We start from the raw sequence: 19,291 nt of genomic DNA, 5'->3' as shown, positions 1-19,291 counted from the left end.
CGTCGGCTCCGCTTTGACGTCACGCTTGGGACCGGTCACCGTTCGGCACCCGAAGTCGATGCCCAGGTGCATTCCGCCGCCCCATCGCGCCGTTCCGGGTAACGAATACGCTTCTTGAACGTCACAGGCGCTGGCACGCTGTCGCGAGGCCGCCCGCGGTTACGCACCCGCCACCCGCGCGACGCCCGGGCAACGAGCGGCGTACGGTGCCCGGATCCCGCGATGCTGGGAACGTGCCGTGCCGGGAGCGTGCGGTGCCAGCGCCGCGGCAGCAAGGGTCTACCCCATCCACGATCATTCATGATCGCCGCGGCCGTGTTGTCACCGTCGCGATCTGGCCCGACCCACGACTACGACGACACGGTGGCGATGATCTATCAGTCGTGTACTGGCGGGCGAACGTTGGCGGGCGGCACCGGGCGCGGCGCTAGGAGCACTCGGCGACGGTCAGGGAGCCCTGCTTGGTGGCCACGCGGTTGTTGAGGTCCTTGACGGTCACCGTGTAGGCGAGGGTGCCGGCGGTCGCGGAGGGGCCCAGCTGGGCGGTCCAGGTGGACCTGTCGTCGGTGGTGGAGCCGAGCTGGAGGGCGACCGTCGCGGTGGCGCCGTTCGGGGCGGTTGTCGCGACGGTGCCGCCGGACATGCCGACCGGGTCCTGGACCTCGACGGTCAGGGTGCCGGTCGCCGGGGCCTGGTCGGTGACACAGGCCTGGGCGCGCAGCGACGACGGCGCGGCGGCGGAAAGAATCCTCGGCCCGGCGGTGACGACGGCCGTCACGTGGATCGTCCCGCCGCCGGTCCCCGAGACCGGGGCGACGGTGATCGGGATGTCGAGCTGGCCGACCGGCGCGGCCGAACGGTCCAGGCTGATGACCAGCTGGGTGCGGTAGCCCGGGTCGAGGCGGGTCGCACGCGGTGTCGCGTCCAGGTAGGACGGCGCGCCGCCGGTCCGGATCGTGAAGGCCTCGGTACCCGTGTTGGTGAGGTCGACGGTGTCGGTGGAGTCGACCTGTCCGAGGCTGACGGACGTCCGCCCCAGGGTGAGCACGGGACCGGTGCTCCGGGGCCCGGCGGGGGTGGCGACAAGCGTCGACGCCGGGCGCGAGGCCGTGGGTGGCGGCGGGACCGGGGGCCCGGTGGGCAGCAGCCCGAGGACCGTGCCCGGCGCGGGGCTGGCGCTCACGCTGTTCGGCCCCGCCCCAGCGCCCGTCGGCGAAGGGCCGGCGACCGTGACACGGTTGGTGTCATCCGTCGGCCGGCTGGCAGGCGCCGAGCCACCGCTCGAGGTACCGGCCATCTTCGGACCGCTGCCGCTGAGCAGCGCGTAGCCAATGAGGACGCCGACCACCGCGAGGGCGACGACGGAGCCGGCCGCGATCCGGCCCCACCGGATCGGCAGGATCCGCCCCGACCGGCCCCACGGAGATCGGTGCCGCCCGGCCGGCGCCGACGGGGGCGGCTCCTCAGGGCGCGGCGCCCGCCGCGCGTAGGCGTCGGGGGCGCGGCTTCCCTCGGCATTGCCGCGCCGGCTGAGACTCTCGCCGCGTTGCCGCTCCTCCGCCGCACGTTGCTCCATCTCCGCCGAGCCTAGGGCTGAGAGCAGATATCCGTGGACGGTTTGCTCGTTTCCGTGACGACCGTCCACATGATGACGAACCGGATGGCGACCGCCCAGACGGCGACCGTCCGCCGCGGCCGACAGCCGGGCACGGGGCGCCTGCCGGCCGACGCGCCGGCGTGTCCGGCACTCGGAGACAGAGATCGCGAGCAGGGCCGGAGCACGAGAGTTCTCGCCCCGCGGGCGATCTAGGTGCATCCGGGGCAAGTCCGTGGCAGCCTTGCAAGACCCGATATCGATCGATCGGGACAGGATCTGGTGACCCCCGGAGGCACGAGGCTCGCCCACCTCCGTCGGCCCAGCGCATCGCCGCGCGTGCCCGCCCGCGTCCGTCGCGACCCGGCGGCCCGGAGCCGCGTCGCGAGGGAAGGAGCCCCATGCCCGCACCGGGCTACACGATGGAGGTCGAACTCGGCAAGATCCGCGAGTTCGCCAGGGCGACCAAGTCGCGCAACCCCGACTACCTGACGGCCGAGCGGCCGGTCTCGCCGGCCACCTTCCTGATGACCTCCGCGTTCTGGTCCGACGGCGCCGGTGTGCCATGGGACGACGTCGAAGGGTACGAGGAGATCGACCTGGGGCGCGTGCTGCACGGCGGCCAGGAGTTCGTCTTCCACGGCGAACCGCCGCGCGCGGGTATCCGGCTGGTCGGCCGGGCCAAGATCGCCGCCGACTATGTCAAGGAGGGCCGCCGTGGCGGCACGATGCGGTTCATCGAGGTCGTCAACGAGTTCCGCACGCCCGATGGCCGCCTGGTCGCCGAGGCGAAGAACACTGTGATCGTCACGAGTCAGGCGCCGAAGGCGGCCAGCGCGGCCGACGGCGGGAAGGACGACGTCCGATGACCACGACCGTCGACCTCGGCACCGGTGAGGCCAGCGCTCCGGTGCTCGGCCCGAGACCGGCCTGGGAGGACCTGGCGGTGGGCCTCGGCCCCGCGCCGCTCATCGACCAGCCGCTCACCCGCACGGACTTCGTCCGCTACCAGGGCGCGTCCGGCGACATGAACCCCATCCACCACGACGAGGAGTTCGCACAGGCGGCCGGGTTCCCGACCGTGTTCGCCGTCGGGATGCTGCAGGCCGGCGTGCTGGGCACCTACGTGACGGACTGCTTCGGCGCGGCGAACCTTCGCCGGTACGGCGTCCAGTTCCGCGAGCAGGCCTGGCCGGGCGACGTGCTCACCTACCGCGCCACCGTGACCGGGTTGCGCGAGGAGGCCGGCCAGCGCCTCGTCGACCTGGACCTGCTCGTCACCCGCCAGACCGGCGGCACCCACATCAAAGGCCAGGCCACCTTCGTCGTCCCGCACTGATCCGGTCCCGCTGCCACGGGATCTCCGGGAGACCAGCGCACGCCAGCCTCCCGGAGATCCCGTCCGCGGCTAGTGACCGCGCATCGGCGCTGCTGTCAACGCACCCACCCGACCGGCCCCGAACCACCTGAGCCACCGCCACACACCCCGGCCCGTAACCAGCCCGTCGGGCGCGGAGCGTCCCGGACCTCCCAGATCGGCTCCGCAAGCTCCGCCGATCCGGCAGGGACCCCGAGGCGGCGCCCGGCGGCGGGCGCGGAGCGTCCGCCGCCGGACCGCCTCAGGAGCCGGCCTGGGCCAGCAGGCCTCGGGCGATGACGATCTGCTGGATCTGGCTGGTGCCCTCATAAATCCGGAACAGCCGGGCGTCGCGGTAGAAACGCTCCACCGGGACGCCGCGGATGTAGCCGGAACCGCCGTGGATCTGCACCGCCCGATCGGCGATCCGCCCGACCGCCTCTGAGGCGAAGTACTTGGCGCAGGACGGTCCGATCCGCTTGTCGCTGCCGTCGTCGAACTTGGCGGCGACGTCGGCGACCAGCGCGCGGGCGGCGTAGAGGTCGGTCGCCGAGTCGGCGATCAGGCCCTGGATCAGCTGGTAGGTGCCGATCACCGCGCCGCCCTGCTCCCGGCTGGCCGCGTACGAGACGGACTCGTCGACCAGCCGCTGGGACATGCCGACGCACAGCGCGGCGATGTGGATCCGGCCGTGCGCGAGGCAGCGCATCGCGGTCGCGTAGCCCCGCCCGACGCCGTCCTCCCCGCCGATGAGCGCCGACGGCCGCACCCGCACGTTGTCGAGGTAGACGTCGGCGGTCCAGGCACCCGCCTGGCCCATCTTGTGGTCGCGCGGGCCGACGGACAGGCCGGCGGTGTCCTTCTCGACCATGAACGTGGTGATGCCCCGGCTGGACGAGGCGTGCGGGTCGGTGCGGGCGAAGACCATGAAGACGTCGGCGAGCGGCGCGTTGGTGATGAACCGCTTGGACCCGTTGATCACCCAGTCGTCGCCGTCGCGGACGGCGGTGGTGGCCAGGCCGGACGGGTCGGAGCCGGCGCCCTGCTCGGTCAGCGCGAACGACGCGGTCCACTCCCCCGAGGCGATCTTCGGCAGCCAGGTCTTTTTCTGCTCCTCGGTCGCGCCCTCGAGCAGCACATGACCGGCGATCCCGTTGTTCGTCCCGAACATCGACCGGAACGCCGGCGTCGTGTAGCCGAGCTCGGAGACAAGCCGGGCCTCCTCGCTCATCGACAGACCGAGCCCGCCGTAGAGCTCCGGAATCGCGAACCCGAACAGTCCCATCTCGGCGGCCTCGGCCCGCAGCGCCGCCGGTATCTCGTCGGTCTCCTCTATCTCCTGCTCCAGCGGCACGACCCGTTCGCGAACGAACCGTCGCACCGAGGCCAGTACCTCGGTGAAGTCACTCTCCTGCACGGCACCCGTCCGTATCTGCTCGCGGTCCAGCATCGGTACGGCACTGCTCCCCCGTCGATCCCTGCTGGCGCAAGAATCGGCGGGACCCCGCGCTCTGGGGCGAACCAAGAGCACCGCCGGTTGGGGCCACGGCACGCGCCGTCATCCATCCTGCCCACCCGGACGCCTTGGCGCACACCGGACGGGACCGGACGACGGAGCTCACCGCCCGTTCGCTGGCTCGTGACGGGCAGGCGCGACACGATGACGTCCGGCTCCCCACCCGGCTTCGGCGGCGCAAGGTCGGCGGGGACGGCGCGCGCCGCTCGACGCGGGAGAACGGCTCTGGAGTCGGGCTGGCCGCGCCGTTCCGCGCCGCGGCTGGCGGGGCTGGCACGGTGGCCCGGCCGGCGGGCCGGCGGGCCGGCGGGCTCGCCGGTGCGCGGGTAGCGGTTGGGTGGGCGAGGTCTGGCGGTACCTGACCTCCTCGGCCGTTGGGCGTATAGGAAGTCAGACGGGCGTGGTTCGTCCCGCGCACAGACGAGATCGACAGAGCAGCACAGAACGGAACTCGACACGTGACAAGAGGAGTCCGGGCATGAGCGGGATCTGCGAGGGGCGCGTCGTCGTCATCACCGGCGCGGGTGGCGGCATCGGCCGGGAGCACGCGCTCGCGTTCGCCGCCGAGGGCGCGAAGGTCGTCGTCAACGACCTCGGCGGCGCCCGGGACGGCACCGGTGCCTCGGCCGGCCCGGCGCAGTCCGTCGCCGCCGAGATCGTCGCGGGGGGCGGCGAGGCGGTCGCGAACACCGAGGACATCTCGACCTGGGACGGCTCCAAGAGCCTCGTCGACCAGGCCATCGACACCTTCGGCCGGCTGGACGTCGTCGTGAACAACGCCGGCATCCTGCGCGACCGGATGCTGGTGAACATGACCGAGGCCGAGTGGGACGCGGTCATCAAGGTGCACCTGAAGGGCACCTTCGGCGTGGCGCACCACGCCGCCGCCTACTGGCGGGACCGGTCCAAGGCCGGCGAGACCAACGACGCCCGCATCATCAACACCTCGTCGCCGTCGGGCATCTTCGGCAACGTCGGCCAGACGAACTACGGCGCCGCGAAGGCCGGCATCGCCGCGTTCACCGTCATCGCCGCTACGGAGCTGGGCCGCTACGGGGTCACCGTCAACGCGATCGCCCCGACCGCGCTCACCCGGATGACCGAGGACCTCGGCTTCGTCAAGAAGCAGGAAGAGGACCTCAAGGAGCAGTCCCAGGCGGAGGCCGACTGGAACCCGCTGGGACCGGAGAACATCTCCCCGCTGGTCGTCTGGCTTGGCTCGCCGCAGTCGAACGGCGTCACCGGCCGGGTGTTCTCCGTCGCCGGCGGCTTCATCAGCGTCACCGAAGGCTGGGTGAACGGCCCGTCGGTGAACCGCGAGGGCAAGTGGGAGCCGGGCGAGCTGGGCGAGGTCATCCCCGACCTGGTCGCGAAGGCCGCCGCGAACGCCGACATGCTGGGCAACCGGCCGTCCGCCTGACGCCCGGAGCCTCGGGGCGCGGGAGGCACGCCCGGATCGGCGGCCGGCCGGGCTCAGCCGGCCGGCCGGCGCTGAGCAGTGGGCGACACCCGCGCCCCTCCAGGTCATCCACGTCATCCGGCACAGCGCCAGCCCGATCTCACCTACCGTGTCATGGCAAGCACGGATTGCGATCACGACTGATGGCATTTCACACTGGATCAGTGCGACTCCACCCCGAGCCGTACGCCAGGTCCATCCACACTCAGGAGGACAGCCATGAGCCGAGACATGCGATCCACGCTCGCGACCGTCGACCAGGACCAGCTCGCCTGGCACAAGAGTTCCGCCAGCCCCTATCGCGTCGACTGCGTCGAGGCGGCCCCCGTCCACGGCGGCATGCTGCTGCGCGACTCCACCGACCCGAAGGGCCCGGTCCTCGCCTTCAGCAACTCCGAATGGGACGCGTTCCTCACCGGCGTCCGCGGGGGCGAGTTCGACCCGAGCTGACCTATCCGTGAGACCGCCCCGGAGATCACCACGGCCTTCGGGGCCACCCGGAGACGGCAACCCGCTGGCCCGTCTCGCCGCAGACGGGCCGGCTCAGCCGGACAGGCTGGTGGCTACCTTCCTGGGCGGGCGGATGTCACAACGTCAGCCGTCAGGCCCTCGGCTGCCGTGTCGCCCGGTAGCGGACGCAGCCACCGGGCCGCGGGGTCGGCGTCGACGAGCAGGGCCTTGGCCAGCAGAGTCATCGGAACCGCCAGCAGCGCCCCGAGCGGCCCCGGCGCGCCGGCTGACTCGGTAAACCCGGGCTCGACCGGGAGCGCCCGCACATCTACCGCATTTCGCCGACAATCGGGCGAGAGTCCCATTCTTGTCGATCGCCTCAACCGGTCAAGAGGGAGTGTATTCGCCGTTTTCTTCTGCGGGGCACCCGGTTCTGGGACCATCAGGACGTGTGGGGAGAGACTGGTCCGCCAACGGGTGACCCGGCGCGGATCTTTCTCAGCGTGGCGGGGCCGGACGAACGGTGGGGCAGGTGGCTGGACCACGTGCTGCGCAGCGCCGGCCACGAGGTCGCCTTCTACCGGCGCTCGTTCCCGCTCGGGGCGAACTTCGTCGACCAGATAAACGCCGCGCTCGCCCGCGCCGACCGAATGATCGCGGTGATCTCGCCGTCCTACCTCGACCGCTCGTCCTGGGTGCGGGAGGAGTGGCAGGCCGGGATGCGGATCGCGCACGACCGGGACGGTTTCCTCCTGCCGGTGCTCGTGGAGCCGTGCGAACTTCCGCCGCTTCTCGGCACGATCAACATGATCGTGCTGGCCGGTCTTGACCAGGCCGCGGCCGCGCAGGCGGTGCTGCGGGGGCTGCTGGAGCCGCATACCGGCCCGCCCGAGCCGGGTCACGAACCGCCCTTCCCCGGCTACGACCTCGCCCCGCCCGCTCCGACGCTGAGGCTCCCGGCCACCGGCGCCGCCATGGCCCTCCCAGCCCCGGCGCCGGGGCCGTCGCCGACATCCGGCACCCCGGCGCCGGACCGCCCCGATCTGGCGCTCCTCACGGACGACGGCGTCGTGTCTCTGCCAGGGCCAGCCGGTCCGCCTCTCCCACCACCGGCGCCGCCGGGCCTGCCGCGACCGTCGTTGCCGCCCGCCCCGCGGGCGTCGATGCCGCCCGCGCTCGCGCGGCGGACAACCGTGGGGCCGGGGCCGGCGCCGGCGCCGTCGTCCCAGCGGCCACCGGCCGCGCCCGCCGCGCCCGCGGCCTGGACCCGCCCACCGCCGTCACGCTCCACCGTCGGCGGGCCCGCCACCTCGCCGGCGGCCTCCGGGCCGGCCGAGCACACGGAGGCGCGCGGCGGCGAGCGGGCGTCGATCACGCTCCTGCACCTGCCCGCCCTGGCCGTGCCGCCACGTCCCGGCCACGCGCCGGACACCGGCCAGGACCCGTACGGCGCGGCGCTCCTTGACGATCTCGCGGCGCTCGCCGCCAACCCCGGGATCACTCCGGACCTGGTGGTCGTCACCGGGGTCGCGGTGGAAGGTCGACGCGGAGAATACGAGCAGGCGGGGCCACGGCTCGCGGGACTGGCCGAGCGGCTGGGCCTGCCCGTTCACCGGATCGCCCTGGTGCCCGGCCGCGGCGACGTGAGCGCCGCCGCGGCCCGCGCCTACTTCGCCGCCTGCGAGGACGAGGAGATCGAGCCGACGCCGCCGTACTGGCGCAAGTGGCGGCACTTCGTCGACTTCCACGCGGGCTTCTACCGCGAGCTGGACGACCGGACGTTCGCCGTAGGGCAGGAGTGGACCCTCTACCCGATGCCGGACCTGCGGCTCGTCGTCGTGGGGCTGAACTCGACGATGACGATGAGCCACCGGTCGGCGGACGACCGGGGCGAGGTCGGCCAGGCGCAGGCTCGCTGGTTCGCCGACCGGCTCGCCGGCTACGAACGCGCCGGCTGGTTCCGGGTCGCCATCGGCCACCACCCGCCGCTCGCGGCCGACCGGGTGCACTCGGCGAAGGCGGCGGACGCCGACGGCGCCGACCTGATCCTCGGCGGCCATCTCAACGTCCTGCTCGCCGCGCACGGGCATGGCGCGCCGGCGCCGAACAGGCCGTTGCCAGCGGCGCCGGCCCGGCTGCCGCGCTCCGGAACAGCACTGATCAGCGCGCACCCGCCGCACCCCGTGCCGACCGCCGAGGCCGCCGTCCGCTACCAGCTCGTCCGGGTCAGCCGCAGCGAGGTGACCAGGCTGGACCGCCGCTTCTCCCGCCGCGCCGGCGCCTGGCGGCCCGCCGACGAGGTCGGCCCCGGAGGAACAGTCACCTATCGGACCCGCTGGGAACACGCCGCGGCGACGTTCCCCCGCCCGACTCGGCGGCAACCGGCCGCCGACGGCGAAATCTCCTCCGGTCACCCGCCGGGCGGCGGCCGCCGAAGCACCGGTGAACGCGGGGTGGGTGGCCCGCCTACCAACGAAGACGCGCGCGGCACCCGGCGCGGCGAGACGTTCGCCGACCGAGTCGCGGAGATCGCCGAGCTCTCGTCCCCCGGCGCGACGGTCACCCGCATCTCACCCGTCGGCGTCACGCCCGAGTACCTGCGGGTCACCGTGCCGCACGGGCCGGTGTTCGAGCAGCGGCCGGTCGGGATCGCCGAGGAGGGCGTCGACGAGGGCGCCGTCGACCGGTTCGTCGAGCACGTGCACCACCAGTACGCGGCGACCGACCCGCAGCTGACCTCGGACCTCGTCTACGGGGGCCCGCTGCCGGCGCCGGACGAGCTGGTCCGCCATGCCGCCGTACGCGGCGTGCGGCTGCGCAGCTTCGTCGAGTACCAGGGCCTGCTGGACCTGCGCGGCTACCTGCGCCGCCAGAGCGAACGGCTGGCGGCCGACCGGCTCTACCCGCCCGCGCTCTACCTGCCGCAGCGGTTCCGCCTGATCGAAGGCGGCCCAGGCAGCCCCGACCCGGGCACGGCGGATGGCACGATGTCCGGCGGGACGCCGCGCCGCGGCCCGGCCGGCCACGACGGCGGGGACCTGCTCGGGCAGATCGTCGACTGGCTGACGGCGGACTCGGCGCGGTTCGTGCTGATCCTGGGTGACTTCGGCCGGGGCAAGACGTTCTGCCTGCACGAACTGGCCCGCACCCTCCCCCAGGTCAGGCCGCACCTGATCCCGCTGCTGATCGACCTGCGCACGATGGAGAAGGCGCACAGTGTGGACGAGCTGGTCGCGGCCCATCTGGTCGCCTCGGGCGAGCAGCGGGTCGACGTGTCGGTGCTCCGGTACATGCTGCGCCGCGGCCGGCTGGTACTGCTGTTCGACGGGTTCGACGAACTCGCGTTGCGGGTCACCTACGAGACCGCGGCCGAGCACCTCAGCCGGCTGCTCGACGCCGTCGAGGGCCAGGCGAAGATCGTCGTGTCCAGCCGGACCCAGCACTTCCTCTCCCACGGGCAGGTCCGCGGCGCGCTCGGCGCCCGGGTCGAGCTGCTGCCCGCGAGCCGGATCGCCGAGGTGGGCGACTTCACCGAGCAGCAGATCGAGGAGTTCCTCGTCCGGCTGCACCACGGCGACGCGGCGCGGGCCCGTGAGCGCCTCAAGCTGATCCACGACATCCGCGACCTGCTCGGGCTGTCGCACAACCCGCGCATGCTGGGCTTCATCGCGTCGCTGGACACCGACCGGCTGCGCGCCGTCCAGGCCAGGACCGGAATGATCAGTTCGGCGGACCTGTACGGCGAGCTGATCGGCGAGTGGCTCCGCCACGAGGAACAGCGGGCCCGCCCGCCGGGCGCCGGGCCGACGCTCACGGCGGACGAGCGCCGGGAGGCCGTCACCGCGCTCGCGCTGCGGCTGTGGCGCACCACCGATCAGATGATCAACCTCTCGGAGCTGGCCGCGACGACCAGCGCGACCCTCGACGCGATGACGGACCGGGCCGACGCCGGCCAGCTCGATTCCGGGCAGGCCGCGCACATGGTCGGCTCGGGCAGCCTCCTGGTGCGCGCCGAGGACGGTGGCTTCACCTTCATCCATCAGTCGGTGATGGAGTACCTGGTCGCCGCCGCCGCCGCGGGCGGCCTGACCGCCGGGACCGCTCCCGACCCGACCGGCGGCGAGGACGTGCTGGCCGCGCGGGCGATGTCCCCGCTCATGGTCGATTTCGTCCGCGGCGTCTCCGGCGACGACGCGGTGGCGGCCTGGGCGCGCCGCGTGCTCGCCGACCCGGACTCCGGGCAGGCGGCCAGGGCGAACGCCCTCACGATCGCGCGGCGGGCCGACCCGACGGTGGCCCGCGGCGCGCGGCTCGCCGGAGCCCATCTGGAGGGTGCCGACCTGGCCGGCCTCGACCTGACCGGCGCGGACCTGAGGGGCGCCAACCTCACCGACGCGAACCTCGACGACACCGCCCTCGACGGCGCGGACCTCACCCACGCACGGTTGACCGGCGTCCGCGCCCGCGGCCTGCGGCTGACGGGCGCGAACCTCACCGACGCCGACCTGAGCCGGGCCCGCCTCGCCGACACCGACCTGACCGACACCGTCCTCACCGGCAGCCGCTGGGCACGCGCCGCGCTGCTCGGCGCCACCCCGCCGGACCGGTCGCGGGCGGACCCCGAGCTCGCCGCCGCCGCCGTGCCCGGCCGTGACCCCGTCGACGTCATCATCGACGCGGGCGTCCGGCTGACGCTGGCGATCTCGCCGGCGCACGACCTGATCGCCTATGGAAGCGGCCATCATGTCGCCCTCTCGGACCTCGCCGACGGCCGGCCGCTCGCCGTACTGCGGGGTCATGGCGAGTGGATCCGCTCGGTCGCCTTCTCCGCCGACGGCTCCCTGCTCGCGGCCGGAGACATCGCGGGCAGCGTTCGGATCTGGGACGTCACCGGGGCCGAGGAACTCGCCACCTTCGACGGGCTCGCCTCCCGGGTGCGGTCGCTCGCTTTCTCCCCGGAGGGACGGCTGCTGGCCGCCGGCTGCTGGGACGGCGAGGTGTACGTCTGGGACCTCACCGTCCGGGAGAGGATCGCGACGTTGCGCCGGTCTCGGGATCGGGTCAAGGCGCTCTGCTTCTCGCCGGACGGGACCCTGTTGGCCTACGGCGACCAGGTCCACCTGTGGGACGTGCGTGCCCGCCGCGACGCCGGTGCGCTCGGCGCACCGGACCAGCGCGCCCGGGCATCGCGGTTCTCGCCCGACGGCCGGCTTCTGGCCTGGATCGACGACGGCGAGAACACGACGCGGGTCTGGAGCCTCGCTACCGGCGGTGAGCTGGCCCGGCTGCCCGGCGACACTCACCTCGCCCGCACCCTGGCGTTCAACGCGACCAGCTCCCTGCTCGCGGTCGGCGCCGCCGACGGAACGATCCGCGTGTGGGACCCGCGTACAGGTGGCCTGCGCGCGACGCTGCGGGAACGCACCGGCTGGCTGGCCGCGCTGGATTTCGTCGACGCCGACGGCGAGACGCTGATCGCCGGCAGCGCGGACGGAACGGTTCGGCTGTGGAAGGTCGCCGACGGATCCCCGCCGGGCCGGACGTTGCTGGCCAGCCACACCACCGACGTGGTCTCGACCGTGTTCGTACCGGACCAGCCGCTGGTCGCCTCGGCCAACGAGGACGGTTCCCTGCGGCTCTGGGACACCCGGACCGCACGGCAGGTCCACGTCGGCTCGGGTGAGCGCGCCTGGACCTATGGCATGGACGTGACCGATGACGCGACGCTGCTGGCCGCCAGCGGCGAGGACGGCCTGGTCCGGATCTTCGACCTCGCCGCCGCCCGGTCGGGCGACGGCCCGCCGGACCTGGACACTCCGGCACGCAAACTGAACACGAGGCGAGCCCCGGCGAACGCGGTCGCTTTCTCCCCGGACACCACACTGCTCGCCGTGGGGCATCCAGACGGCACGGTCGGCCTGTGGAACCCCTGGACCGGCCGGCCGACCGCCACGTTGCGAGCCGACGGCCTGCGGGTGCTCTCGGTGGCGTTCTCGCCGGATGGCGAGCGACTCGCGGCCGGCACCGACGCCGGCACCGTCCACCTCTGGGACGCGATACCGGATCCTGGCCCGTCGGGCGGGTCGGGGACCGCTCCCGCCGCGCGCCGGCTTGGCAACCGCGCCGACCAGGTGAACGCGGTGGCGTTCTCACCCGACGGCCAGCTTCTGGCGAGCGCGTTCGGATCGGGCACGGTCCGGATCTGGGACGCGGCGAGCGGCGAGCTGCGCCATCGGCTGGTGGGCCACACCGGTCGGGTCAGGACGGTCGCCTTCTCGCCCGACGGCCGGCTGGTCGCGTCTGGCGGCGAGGACGGCATCATCCGCGTCTGGGACACCGATTCTGGCGCTGAGACCCGCCGGCTGGCCGGGCATACCGAGGTGATCCGGTCGCTGGCGTTCGCCCCGGGCCGCGCGGCCATGGCGGAGCGTCCCGTGGCGAACGGTCCCCCAGGCCCCGAGGCCAGTGCGGGGGACATGCTGGTATCCGGCGGCGGCGATGGCACCACGCGGCTGTGGGACGTCGCGGCCGGGCGTGAGATGGCCACGCTCCTCGGGCTGTCGGGCGCCCACTGGGCGGCGTTGTTCCCCGACGGCGCGTACAAGAGCTCCGAGGAACGGACCGCCGAGGGTGGGAGCGGATTCTCGTGGTCGATCAGGCTCTGCCGTTTCGACCCGGACGAGCTGACCCCATATCTGCCGTGGATCCGCCGGCTCCCTCTCGACGCGCCGATTCCCCCGGCGCCCTGACGCGGCGATGGCGGTCGCGGCGGCCCCACCAGACCCACCAGTCGAGGGTCCACAGGACGAGGGCGAAGCCGAACAGCAGGTCCTCGACGGGAGCGCACACGACCCGCGGGCCGAGGATCGTGGCGGAGTCGTAGCGCACGATGCCGAACCCGGTGAGGATCCCGTTCGTCACCAGCTGGCAGACAACGATGATCGCGTAGGCGACCCAGAACGCCCGCCGCCGCACCAGCCGCACCCGGAACACGAGCGCGTCCGCCAGCACGGCGGCCAGCACACCGGTGCACGCGAGCGCCGTGTAGCTCATCCGGCCCCCGGTTCCCGTCCTCGCCAGCGCCCGCCACGGCTCCACCGATCACGATCACGTCCCGTCGCATGATCACCGGATGTGTACCCGGATCCGAGCTCCGACTCCCGGTCTGTTCGGATTCCGGTACAGACCCGCCGATCATGCGATGGCGGCCGCGGCGCGACGGCTGACTCGGGTGGCCCGGGTGGCCCGGGTAGCCCGGGTGGGCTGGGGGGGCCGGGTTCGGGCGGCGGGGGCTCGTCGCCGACGGACCAGTCACGGCGGCGGGCGCGGACGGCCTCCAGGGTGAGGACCGCGCAGATCGGCACGACGACGAAGAACAGCACCTCCTCCAGCGGGATCCCGCCCGGCAGCCGCACCCCGGTGATGCCGCGCGCGTCGAACGTCCACTGGCCGCGCGCGATCGCGTACAGGTCCCAGCCGACGAAGACGACCAGCACCGGGACGAGGGTGCGCACCAGCCGGCGCCACCGGGCGTAGACCCGGGTGCGCAGGAACACCTCCAGCGGCGCGGTTCCGAGCAGGCAGGCCGCGAGGACCGCGAGGTAGCCGAGGTGGCGCACCAGAACCGACCGGACGCTGCGAGGCTGGGCGGGCGCCGGGCTAGCCGGCGGCGCGCAGGCGGGCGGCGAGGGCAGCGGACGCGGCGGCCGGGTCGGGGGCGCCGGTGATGGCGCGGACGACGACGGCGCGGCGCGCGCCAACGTCGAGCACCGCGTCGAGGCGTTCCTCGTCGATCCCGCCGATCGCGAACCACGGCTTCGAACCGGGCGCGAACGGCGGGGCGGCGGCGACGGCCGCGGCCAGGAGCCGCAGGCCCACCCCGGGACGGCCCTCCTTCGTCGGTGTCGGCCAGACCGGGCCGACGCAGAAGTAGTCGACATCCTGGTCGGCGAGCGCGGCCTCGAGCTGCCGTTCGTCATGCGTCGACAAGCCAAGGATCACGTCGGGGCCGAGGAGGCGGCGCGCGACGGCCGGTGGGATGTCGTCCTGGCCGACGTGCAGGATGTCGACGCCGAGCACCGAGGCCAGGTCGGCCCGGTCGTTTCCGCTGACCAGCGCGCCGTGGCGGCGGCCGGCGGCGAGCATGCGCTCCAGCGCCGCGGCCTCCTCCCGCCACTCCAGACCCTTCTCCCGGAGCTGGATCAGGTCGACGCCCGGCGCGGCCGCGCCGCCAGAGCCGGTGCTGGCGCCGGGCGGGGCGAGCACACCGTCGAGGAAGGCATCGAAGTCAGGCTGGCGGGGTGTGCACAGGTAGAGCCGGGCATCCGCCAGCCGCGCCAGCCGCGCCACCCGCACCGCCGTGTCATCCACCGGCGACCGCCCGGACGAGCTCGAGCCGGTCGCCGGCGCGCAGCCGCACGTCCCGGCGCTGCGCGGCGGTGAGCGCCTCGCCGTTGTACTCGACCACCACCGACCCGGCCCGCAGGCCCAGGTCGGCGAGCAGCTCGGCGAGCGGCTGCCCCGCCGGCACCTGCCGCTCCTGGCCGTTCACGACGACGGCCACCGCGGCCACAGACGGATCAACCACACCCTGGACCCTACGCGCTGCATCCGCACGGCCGTCTCCTGCCCGCCGCGTCAGAAGCCGAGGGCCTGGGCGCGGCGCTTGACCTCCCTGCCTCGGTTCTCGCGAAGCGCGTCCAGCGGGGTGCCGGGAAGGCTCGGGTCCTCGCGCAGCAGCCAGTCGATGGCCTCCTCCTGCGAGTAGCCGGCGTCGGCGAGCAGCGTCAGCGTGCCGGGCAGGCCCTTCGTGACCTGGCCGTCCTGGATGAAGCCGGCTGGGACCCGCAGTATGCCGTCCTCCTGGCGGCGGGCGAGCAGGCTGCCCTCCCGCACGAGCTGGCGCACCCGCGTGATCGGGACCCCCATCGCCTCGGCGACATCGGGCAGCGGCAACCAGTTGTCCATGGTCGAAAGTAAACACGACCGGGAGGTGTCCTCAAGACTGACCTCGCGCCCGGAGTCAGGCAGGCGGAAGCGGCTGACGATCTGTCCACGCGCCCCAGCCACAGCCAGCGACGGCACATCAGCACGGCGCCAACTCAGCCACGTCATCAGCGCGAAATCACACCAGCCACCGTCACACGCCTGTGCCCAGAACCACGACGGGAGGACGTTCCGCGCCCGACCTCAGGGCCAATCCCATGAGCTCCGACGTCACGCCACCTGGTGAGCGATGCCATCCTGGTAAGCGACGCGCGCAAACCAGCCCCGAGACGTGACGGCGCCTCAGCGCAGACCCAGCCACAGGCCAGTTCAGCGCGCCTCAGCAAGAGCAGGTGACGGCGCCTTCAGCGCAGCGCCCGGGGTCCCTGCCGGATCGGCGGAGCCGATCTGGGAGGTCTGCCAGCCACATCCTCCGCCCGGAACCAGGCCCACCACCGCCATACGCACCAACCCCGGAACCAGGCGGGGAGGGCGCCCCTAGGCGCCCGAGGCGGGCGGCGCGTCCCGGACCTCCCAGATCGGCTCCGCAAGCTCCACCGATCCGGCAGGAACCCCGGCCCGAACGCCGCCTTAGGCGGGGCCGATCTGGACGCCGCCTCCGCCCGCGGAGCGGGTGGCGGCCTCCGCGACGGCGACGACCTTGCGGGCGGTCTCCACCCGGTAGGAGGCGAGTGGCCAGCCGGACAGGAGCGCGTCTGCGAGGTCCCGGTAGAACGGGTAAGGGGCGCCCGCCGGGAGTGGAAGGCGGGTTCTGGTGCCGTCGTGGGATACCACCGTGAGCGGTCCAGCCGACAGCGCGGCGGACGGGGCCCTCTCGCCGGTCCGGCCCGCGTGCCGGCCGCCGGCCCGTGCCCACCCGTCCGCCGGCGCCGTCTCGGCGGCGCCGCCCGTAGCGAGGGCGGCCGTCGCCAGGTCGTCGCCGAACACGGAACCGGTGGAGCCGAGCACGTGCAGCCGGGTGGTGGGCACCGCGAGCAGGTCGGAGACCGTCACCTGCGCCTCGGCGCCGTTGGCGAAGCGCAGCAGGACGCGGGCGTGGTCGGCGTTGGTCACGTGGTGCCAGACCCGCTTGTGGGCGGTGGCGGTGACCCACTCGACCGGCTCGTCGACCAGGTCGAGCACCCAGTCGAGGTGGGCGGCGGCGCGGTCGTGGATGAGGCCGCCGCTGGCGCGCTCGTCGTCGTGCCAGCCACCGGGCGGCCTGTTGTACGCGCCGTGGATGACCTCGACCGAAAGGATGTCGCCGATGGCGCCGCGGCGCACGGCCGCGCGCAGGCTCTGGTACGCCGGGTCCTCGCGGCGCTCCGAGTACATCGCGAGCAGCGACGAGCGGGCGGCGGCGAGCAGCGCCAGGTCGTCGGCTTCCTGGGTGGACAGCGCGAACGGGGACGGGATGACCACGTCCTTGCCGGCCTCCAGCGCCCGGGAGGCCCACTGCGCGCGGGTGTTGTTCGGGGTCCCGATGACGACGAGGCGGACGTCGGCGTCGGCGATCAGGCTGTCGGGCTCGTCGTAGGAGCGTGCCTGGCTCTCGCCGGACCGACCGCCGCCGGCGCGGCCGGTGCCGCTCACCGCGACCAGGTTCAGGCCCTCGGTGGCCTCGACGGCCGTCTGGTGGGCGGCCGGCATCCCCGGCTCGCCGAGCAGTCCGACACCGATGGGTGCCGCGTCGCGGACGCCGAGGGTGTGGCGCAGCCAGCGGCCGACCAGCCGATGGTAGACGGGGTCGGCGAGCGTGCTCGCGGTCGAGCCGAGGGTGAACATCCCCAGGCCGGTCGACGGCCGCCAGGTGCAGACCGGGAACTCGGCCGTCCCCTGCTGGACGAGCAGCAGTCGTTCGACGTCGTCGGCGATCTTGTCGGGGACGACCCAGCTGTCCACCGGCCGGAAGTCGTCCATCCGGGCGGCGACCTCCGCGCCGTTCGGCCCGACCGTCACCCGCAGCTCATGCGTGGGCGTGGTGTGGCCGGGGATGAGCCCGGAGGCCTCGACCAGCGGGCTGTCGGATGGCAGCGCGCGCACGGTCGGTCCCGCGAGCAGCACCGGCACCGACTGCCGCGCACGGTCGAGGAGCTCCTGCTCGACGGAGTCCAGCGGCCGGTCGATGAGGACCAGCAGGGCATCGGCGGAGCGGGCCGAGGTGGGCCCGAGCCCGGCGGCCCGGAGGTGATCACCGAGGGCGCTCACCCCGGGCAGGTTGGAGACCAGGTGAATGCGCGGCACAGCGCCAGACTCTAGTGACAGGACCCCATCCGCCCGCCAACGGGTGCTATACGGCCGATCGACCCGAACGTCCAGCTAGTCGACCCGACCCACTACCTGACCACCGGCACCGGCAAGCCCACGACCAGCGACGAATTGCCACCGCCACCACGCACCGTCACGACGGCCAGTGACAGGACGGTCCCGCCGGCGGACCATCGCGGCTGGCACGCGCCGCGACGGCCGTCGCGCGCCATGAGATCTGGTCATGAACCGATTTGCGGCAGGGGCACCACCGAACCCCGGACAGCCTCGGACAGGAGACGATCGGCCGGGTGCCAGGCGGTCCCCGGCTGGGCCACCGATCGATTCGGCCACGACGGACTTCAGGAATCGGCCACGAAGGACTTCAGGGGGACGGCGGGGTCAGCGAACTGGGCCTGGTCGGGGCGGGCGGCGGCGGTCAGCAGGCGGCGGCCGGCGACCATGTCGATCGGGCGCGCCACCGTCACCAGCGCGGTGAGCGTGCCGTCCGGGGCGAACCAGCCGGCCGACCAGCCGGGCGCCTTCTTCGCGTCCGGCGCCCTGCGCGCGGCCGGGTCGCCACGGAACACCAGGTGGGCGTCGTCCGCCGGCAGGCCGGCGAACTGCACCATCCGGCCAAACTGCTCCGACCAGAAGTACGGCACCGGGTTGTAGACGGGCAGGTCCGCGACGGCCTGGCCGGCGGCGAGGCCGAGCAGGGTGCTGGCGGCGACGGCGGGCGCGCCCTGGGCGCTGTCCCAGTGCTCGACGTGCATCCGCGTGCCGTAGCGCAGCGACCACCAGGCAGCGCAGTCACCGACGGCGATCACCGGCGCGGCGCCCTGCACCCCGGCCACGCCGGGGGCCGATGTCGGCTGAAGGGGCTCCGAAGACGCAACGGAAGACGATTGTGGCGCCTTCTTCGCCCAGGTGGCCAGCAGGTGCTCGTCGGTGACGATCCCCCGCTCGACGGCCAGCGACCCGCCCAGCCAGGCGACGTCGGGCCGCACACCGACGCCGACGACGATCTCGTCGGCCGGGATGAACTCGCCGCCCACGAGCAGCAGCCCGGCATCACCGATCTTGTCGACCATGGCGTCGACGCGGAGCGTGACGCCGGCCTCCTCGTACCAGTGGACGGCGTGGCCGCCGACCTCGACGCCGAGTGGCGCGAGCGGGAAGCCGCCGCCCTCGACGACGGTCACCTCGGCGCCCTGCTTGGCGGCGACCGTCGCGACCTCGGCGCCGATCCAGCCGGCGCCGACGATGACGAGCCGCAGCCCGGGACGCAGCGCCTTGCGCAACGAGAGCGAGTCGTCGATGGTGCGCAGCACCCGCTGGCTGGGCGCGCCAGGCAGCCGGATCGGCGCCGAGCCGCTGGCGATCACCAGGCCGTCGTAGCCGACGGGGCCCGCGTCCGTATGGACCACACCGGGCTCCAGGCCGGTCGCCTGCCGGCCGAGCAGCAGCTCGACGCCGTCCAGGTCGTGCAGCCCGTATGGCAGGTGGGTGCTGTCGGTGCGGCCGGTCAGCACGGCCTTCGACAGCGGCGGACGGTCGTAGGGCGGGTGCTCCTCCGCCCCGATCAGGGTGATCCGGCCGGTGTACCCCTGCTCGCGCAGCTCGACGACGGTCCGGCCGCCGGCCAGCCCGGCGCCCACCACCACAACATGTTCCATGGCC

The 19,291-nt window shown here is 73.6% G+C and carries 15 protein-coding genes; 5 read left to right on the top strand and 10 right to left on the bottom strand.

The window, feature by feature from the left end; all coding sequences use genetic code 11:
* Positions 1 to 427 precede the first annotated feature (427 nt).
* Positions 428 to 1,576, bottom strand: a complete 1,149-nt coding sequence (locus tag BCD48_RS15910; protein WP_071049183.1) for a hypothetical protein — start codon at positions 1,574 to 1,576, stop codon at positions 428 to 430.
* 419 nt (positions 1,577 to 1,995) lie between these two features.
* On the opposite strand from BCD48_RS15910, the gene BCD48_RS15900 reads away from it, so the two are divergent.
* Positions 1,996 to 2,463: an FAS1-like dehydratase domain-containing protein gene (locus tag BCD48_RS15900; RefSeq protein WP_071049181.1), complete on the top strand. Its 468-nt coding sequence runs from the start codon at positions 1,996 to 1,998 to the stop codon at positions 2,461 to 2,463.
* Entirely contained in the window at positions 2,460 to 2,933 is a 474-nt protein-coding gene (locus BCD48_RS15895; protein WP_198543262.1) for a MaoC/PaaZ C-terminal domain-containing protein, read from the top strand. Before BCD48_RS15900 ends, BCD48_RS15895 begins: the two co-directional genes overlap by 4 nt.
* 280 nt (positions 2,934 to 3,213) lie before the next feature.
* Here the strand turns inward: BCD48_RS15895 and BCD48_RS15890 are convergent, their stop codons facing one another.
* Positions 3,214 to 4,368 carry an acyl-CoA dehydrogenase family protein gene (locus BCD48_RS15890; protein ID WP_071049204.1) on the bottom strand — a complete coding sequence of 385 codons (1,155 nt, stop codon included), beginning with the start codon at positions 4,366 to 4,368 and terminating at the stop codon, positions 3,214 to 3,216.
* A 577-nt stretch (positions 4,369 to 4,945) separates the two neighbouring features.
* Here BCD48_RS15890 and BCD48_RS15885 point away from each other — a divergent pair.
* On the top strand, positions 4,946 to 5,887 hold the full coding sequence (locus tag BCD48_RS15885) for an SDR family oxidoreductase (protein WP_071049180.1): 942 nt from the start codon (positions 4,946 to 4,948) through the stop codon (positions 5,885 to 5,887).
* Between the two features lie 258 nt (positions 5,888 to 6,145).
* Positions 6,146 to 6,376 carry a DUF397 domain-containing protein gene (locus BCD48_RS15880; RefSeq protein ID WP_071049178.1) on the top strand — a complete coding sequence of 77 codons (231 nt, stop codon included), beginning with the start codon at positions 6,146 to 6,148 and terminating at the stop codon, positions 6,374 to 6,376.
* A 113-nt stretch (positions 6,377 to 6,489) separates the two neighbouring features.
* Here BCD48_RS15880 and BCD48_RS15875 read toward each other — a convergent pair whose 3' ends face one another.
* Positions 6,490 to 6,702 carry a hypothetical protein gene (locus tag BCD48_RS15875; protein ID WP_071049176.1) on the bottom strand — a complete coding sequence of 71 codons (213 nt, stop codon included), beginning with the start codon at positions 6,700 to 6,702 and terminating at the stop codon, positions 6,490 to 6,492.
* A gap of 177 nt (positions 6,703 to 6,879) precedes the next feature.
* On the opposite strand from BCD48_RS15875, the gene BCD48_RS15870 reads away from it, so the two are divergent.
* Positions 6,880 to 13,125 carry a WD40 domain-containing protein gene (locus tag BCD48_RS15870; RefSeq protein ID WP_071049174.1) on the top strand — a complete coding sequence of 2,082 codons (6,246 nt, stop codon included), beginning with the start codon at positions 6,880 to 6,882 and terminating at the stop codon, positions 13,123 to 13,125.
* On the opposite strand, the gene BCD48_RS46425 is transcribed toward BCD48_RS15870, so the two are convergent.
* From BCD48_RS46425 to BCD48_RS15840, 7 genes are all read right to left on the bottom strand, one after another.
* Positions 13,031 to 13,429: a lycopene cyclase domain-containing protein gene (locus BCD48_RS46425; RefSeq protein ID WP_083418704.1), complete on the bottom strand. Its 399-nt coding sequence runs from the start codon at positions 13,427 to 13,429 to the stop codon at positions 13,031 to 13,033. The two genes, BCD48_RS15870 and BCD48_RS46425, sit on opposite strands and share 95 nt — an antisense overlap.
* Positions 13,426 to 13,995: a lycopene cyclase domain-containing protein gene (locus BCD48_RS56655; RefSeq protein WP_491677138.1), complete on the bottom strand. Its 570-nt coding sequence runs from the start codon at positions 13,993 to 13,995 to the stop codon at positions 13,426 to 13,428. Before BCD48_RS56655 ends, BCD48_RS46425 begins: the two co-directional genes overlap by 4 nt.
* A gap of 40 nt (positions 13,996 to 14,035) precedes the next feature.
* A complete protein-coding gene (thiE, locus tag BCD48_RS15860) occupies positions 14,036 to 14,746 on the bottom strand; it encodes a thiamine phosphate synthase (protein WP_241841763.1) in 711 nt (236 codons plus the stop codon).
* Complete coding sequence (thiS, locus tag BCD48_RS15855) at positions 14,739 to 14,963, bottom strand: sulfur carrier protein ThiS (RefSeq protein ID WP_198543261.1); 225 nt, start codon at positions 14,961 to 14,963, stop codon at positions 14,739 to 14,741. Before thiS ends, thiE begins: the two co-directional genes overlap by 8 nt.
* A gap of 50 nt (positions 14,964 to 15,013) precedes the next feature.
* Positions 15,014 to 15,331: an Rv2175c family DNA-binding protein gene (locus BCD48_RS15850; RefSeq protein WP_241841762.1), complete on the bottom strand. Its 318-nt coding sequence runs from the start codon at positions 15,329 to 15,331 to the stop codon at positions 15,014 to 15,016.
* Between the two features lie 621 nt (positions 15,332 to 15,952).
* Complete coding sequence (locus BCD48_RS15845; protein WP_071049171.1) at positions 15,953 to 17,605, bottom strand: Gfo/Idh/MocA family protein; 1,653 nt, start codon at positions 17,603 to 17,605, stop codon at positions 15,953 to 15,955.
* Between the two features lie 365 nt (positions 17,606 to 17,970).
* Positions 17,971 to 19,287 carry an NAD(P)/FAD-dependent oxidoreductase gene (locus BCD48_RS15840; protein ID WP_071049170.1) on the bottom strand — a complete coding sequence of 439 codons (1,317 nt, stop codon included), beginning with the start codon at positions 19,285 to 19,287 and terminating at the stop codon, positions 17,971 to 17,973.
* Between the last annotated feature and the right edge of the window lie 4 nt (positions 19,288 to 19,291).

It is taken from the genome of Pseudofrankia coriaricola, assembly GCF_001854805.1.
Classification (GTDB): Bacteria; Actinomycetota; Actinomycetes; order Frankiales; family Frankiaceae; genus Pseudofrankia.
The sequence above is the reverse complement of the archived record's forward strand: the minus strand, read 5'-3'. Positions and strand labels throughout refer to the sequence as shown.

Coding starts and splice junctions, on each gene's coding strand:
- BCD48_RS15910 (WP_071049183.1), bottom strand. CDS start 1,576: ATGGAGCAACGTGCGGCGGAGGAGCGGCAACGCGGCGAGAGTCTCAGC.
- BCD48_RS15900 (WP_071049181.1), top strand. CDS start 1,996: ATGCCCGCACCGGGCTACACGATGGAGGTCGAACTCGGCAAGATCCGC.
- BCD48_RS15895 (WP_198543262.1), top strand. CDS start 2,460: ATGACCACGACCGTCGACCTCGGCACCGGTGAGGCCAGCGCTCCGGTG.
- BCD48_RS15885 (WP_071049180.1), top strand. CDS start 4,946: ATGAGCGGGATCTGCGAGGGGCGCGTCGTCGTCATCACCGGCGCGGGT.
- BCD48_RS15880 (WP_071049178.1), top strand. CDS start 6,146: ATGAGCCGAGACATGCGATCCACGCTCGCGACCGTCGACCAGGACCAG.
- BCD48_RS46425 (WP_083418704.1), bottom strand. CDS start 13,429: ATGAGCTACACGGCGCTCGCGTGCACCGGTGTGCTGGCCGCCGTGCTG.
- BCD48_RS15840 (WP_071049170.1), bottom strand. CDS start 19,287: ATGGAACATGTTGTGGTGGTGGGCGCCGGGCTGGCCGGCGGCCGGACC.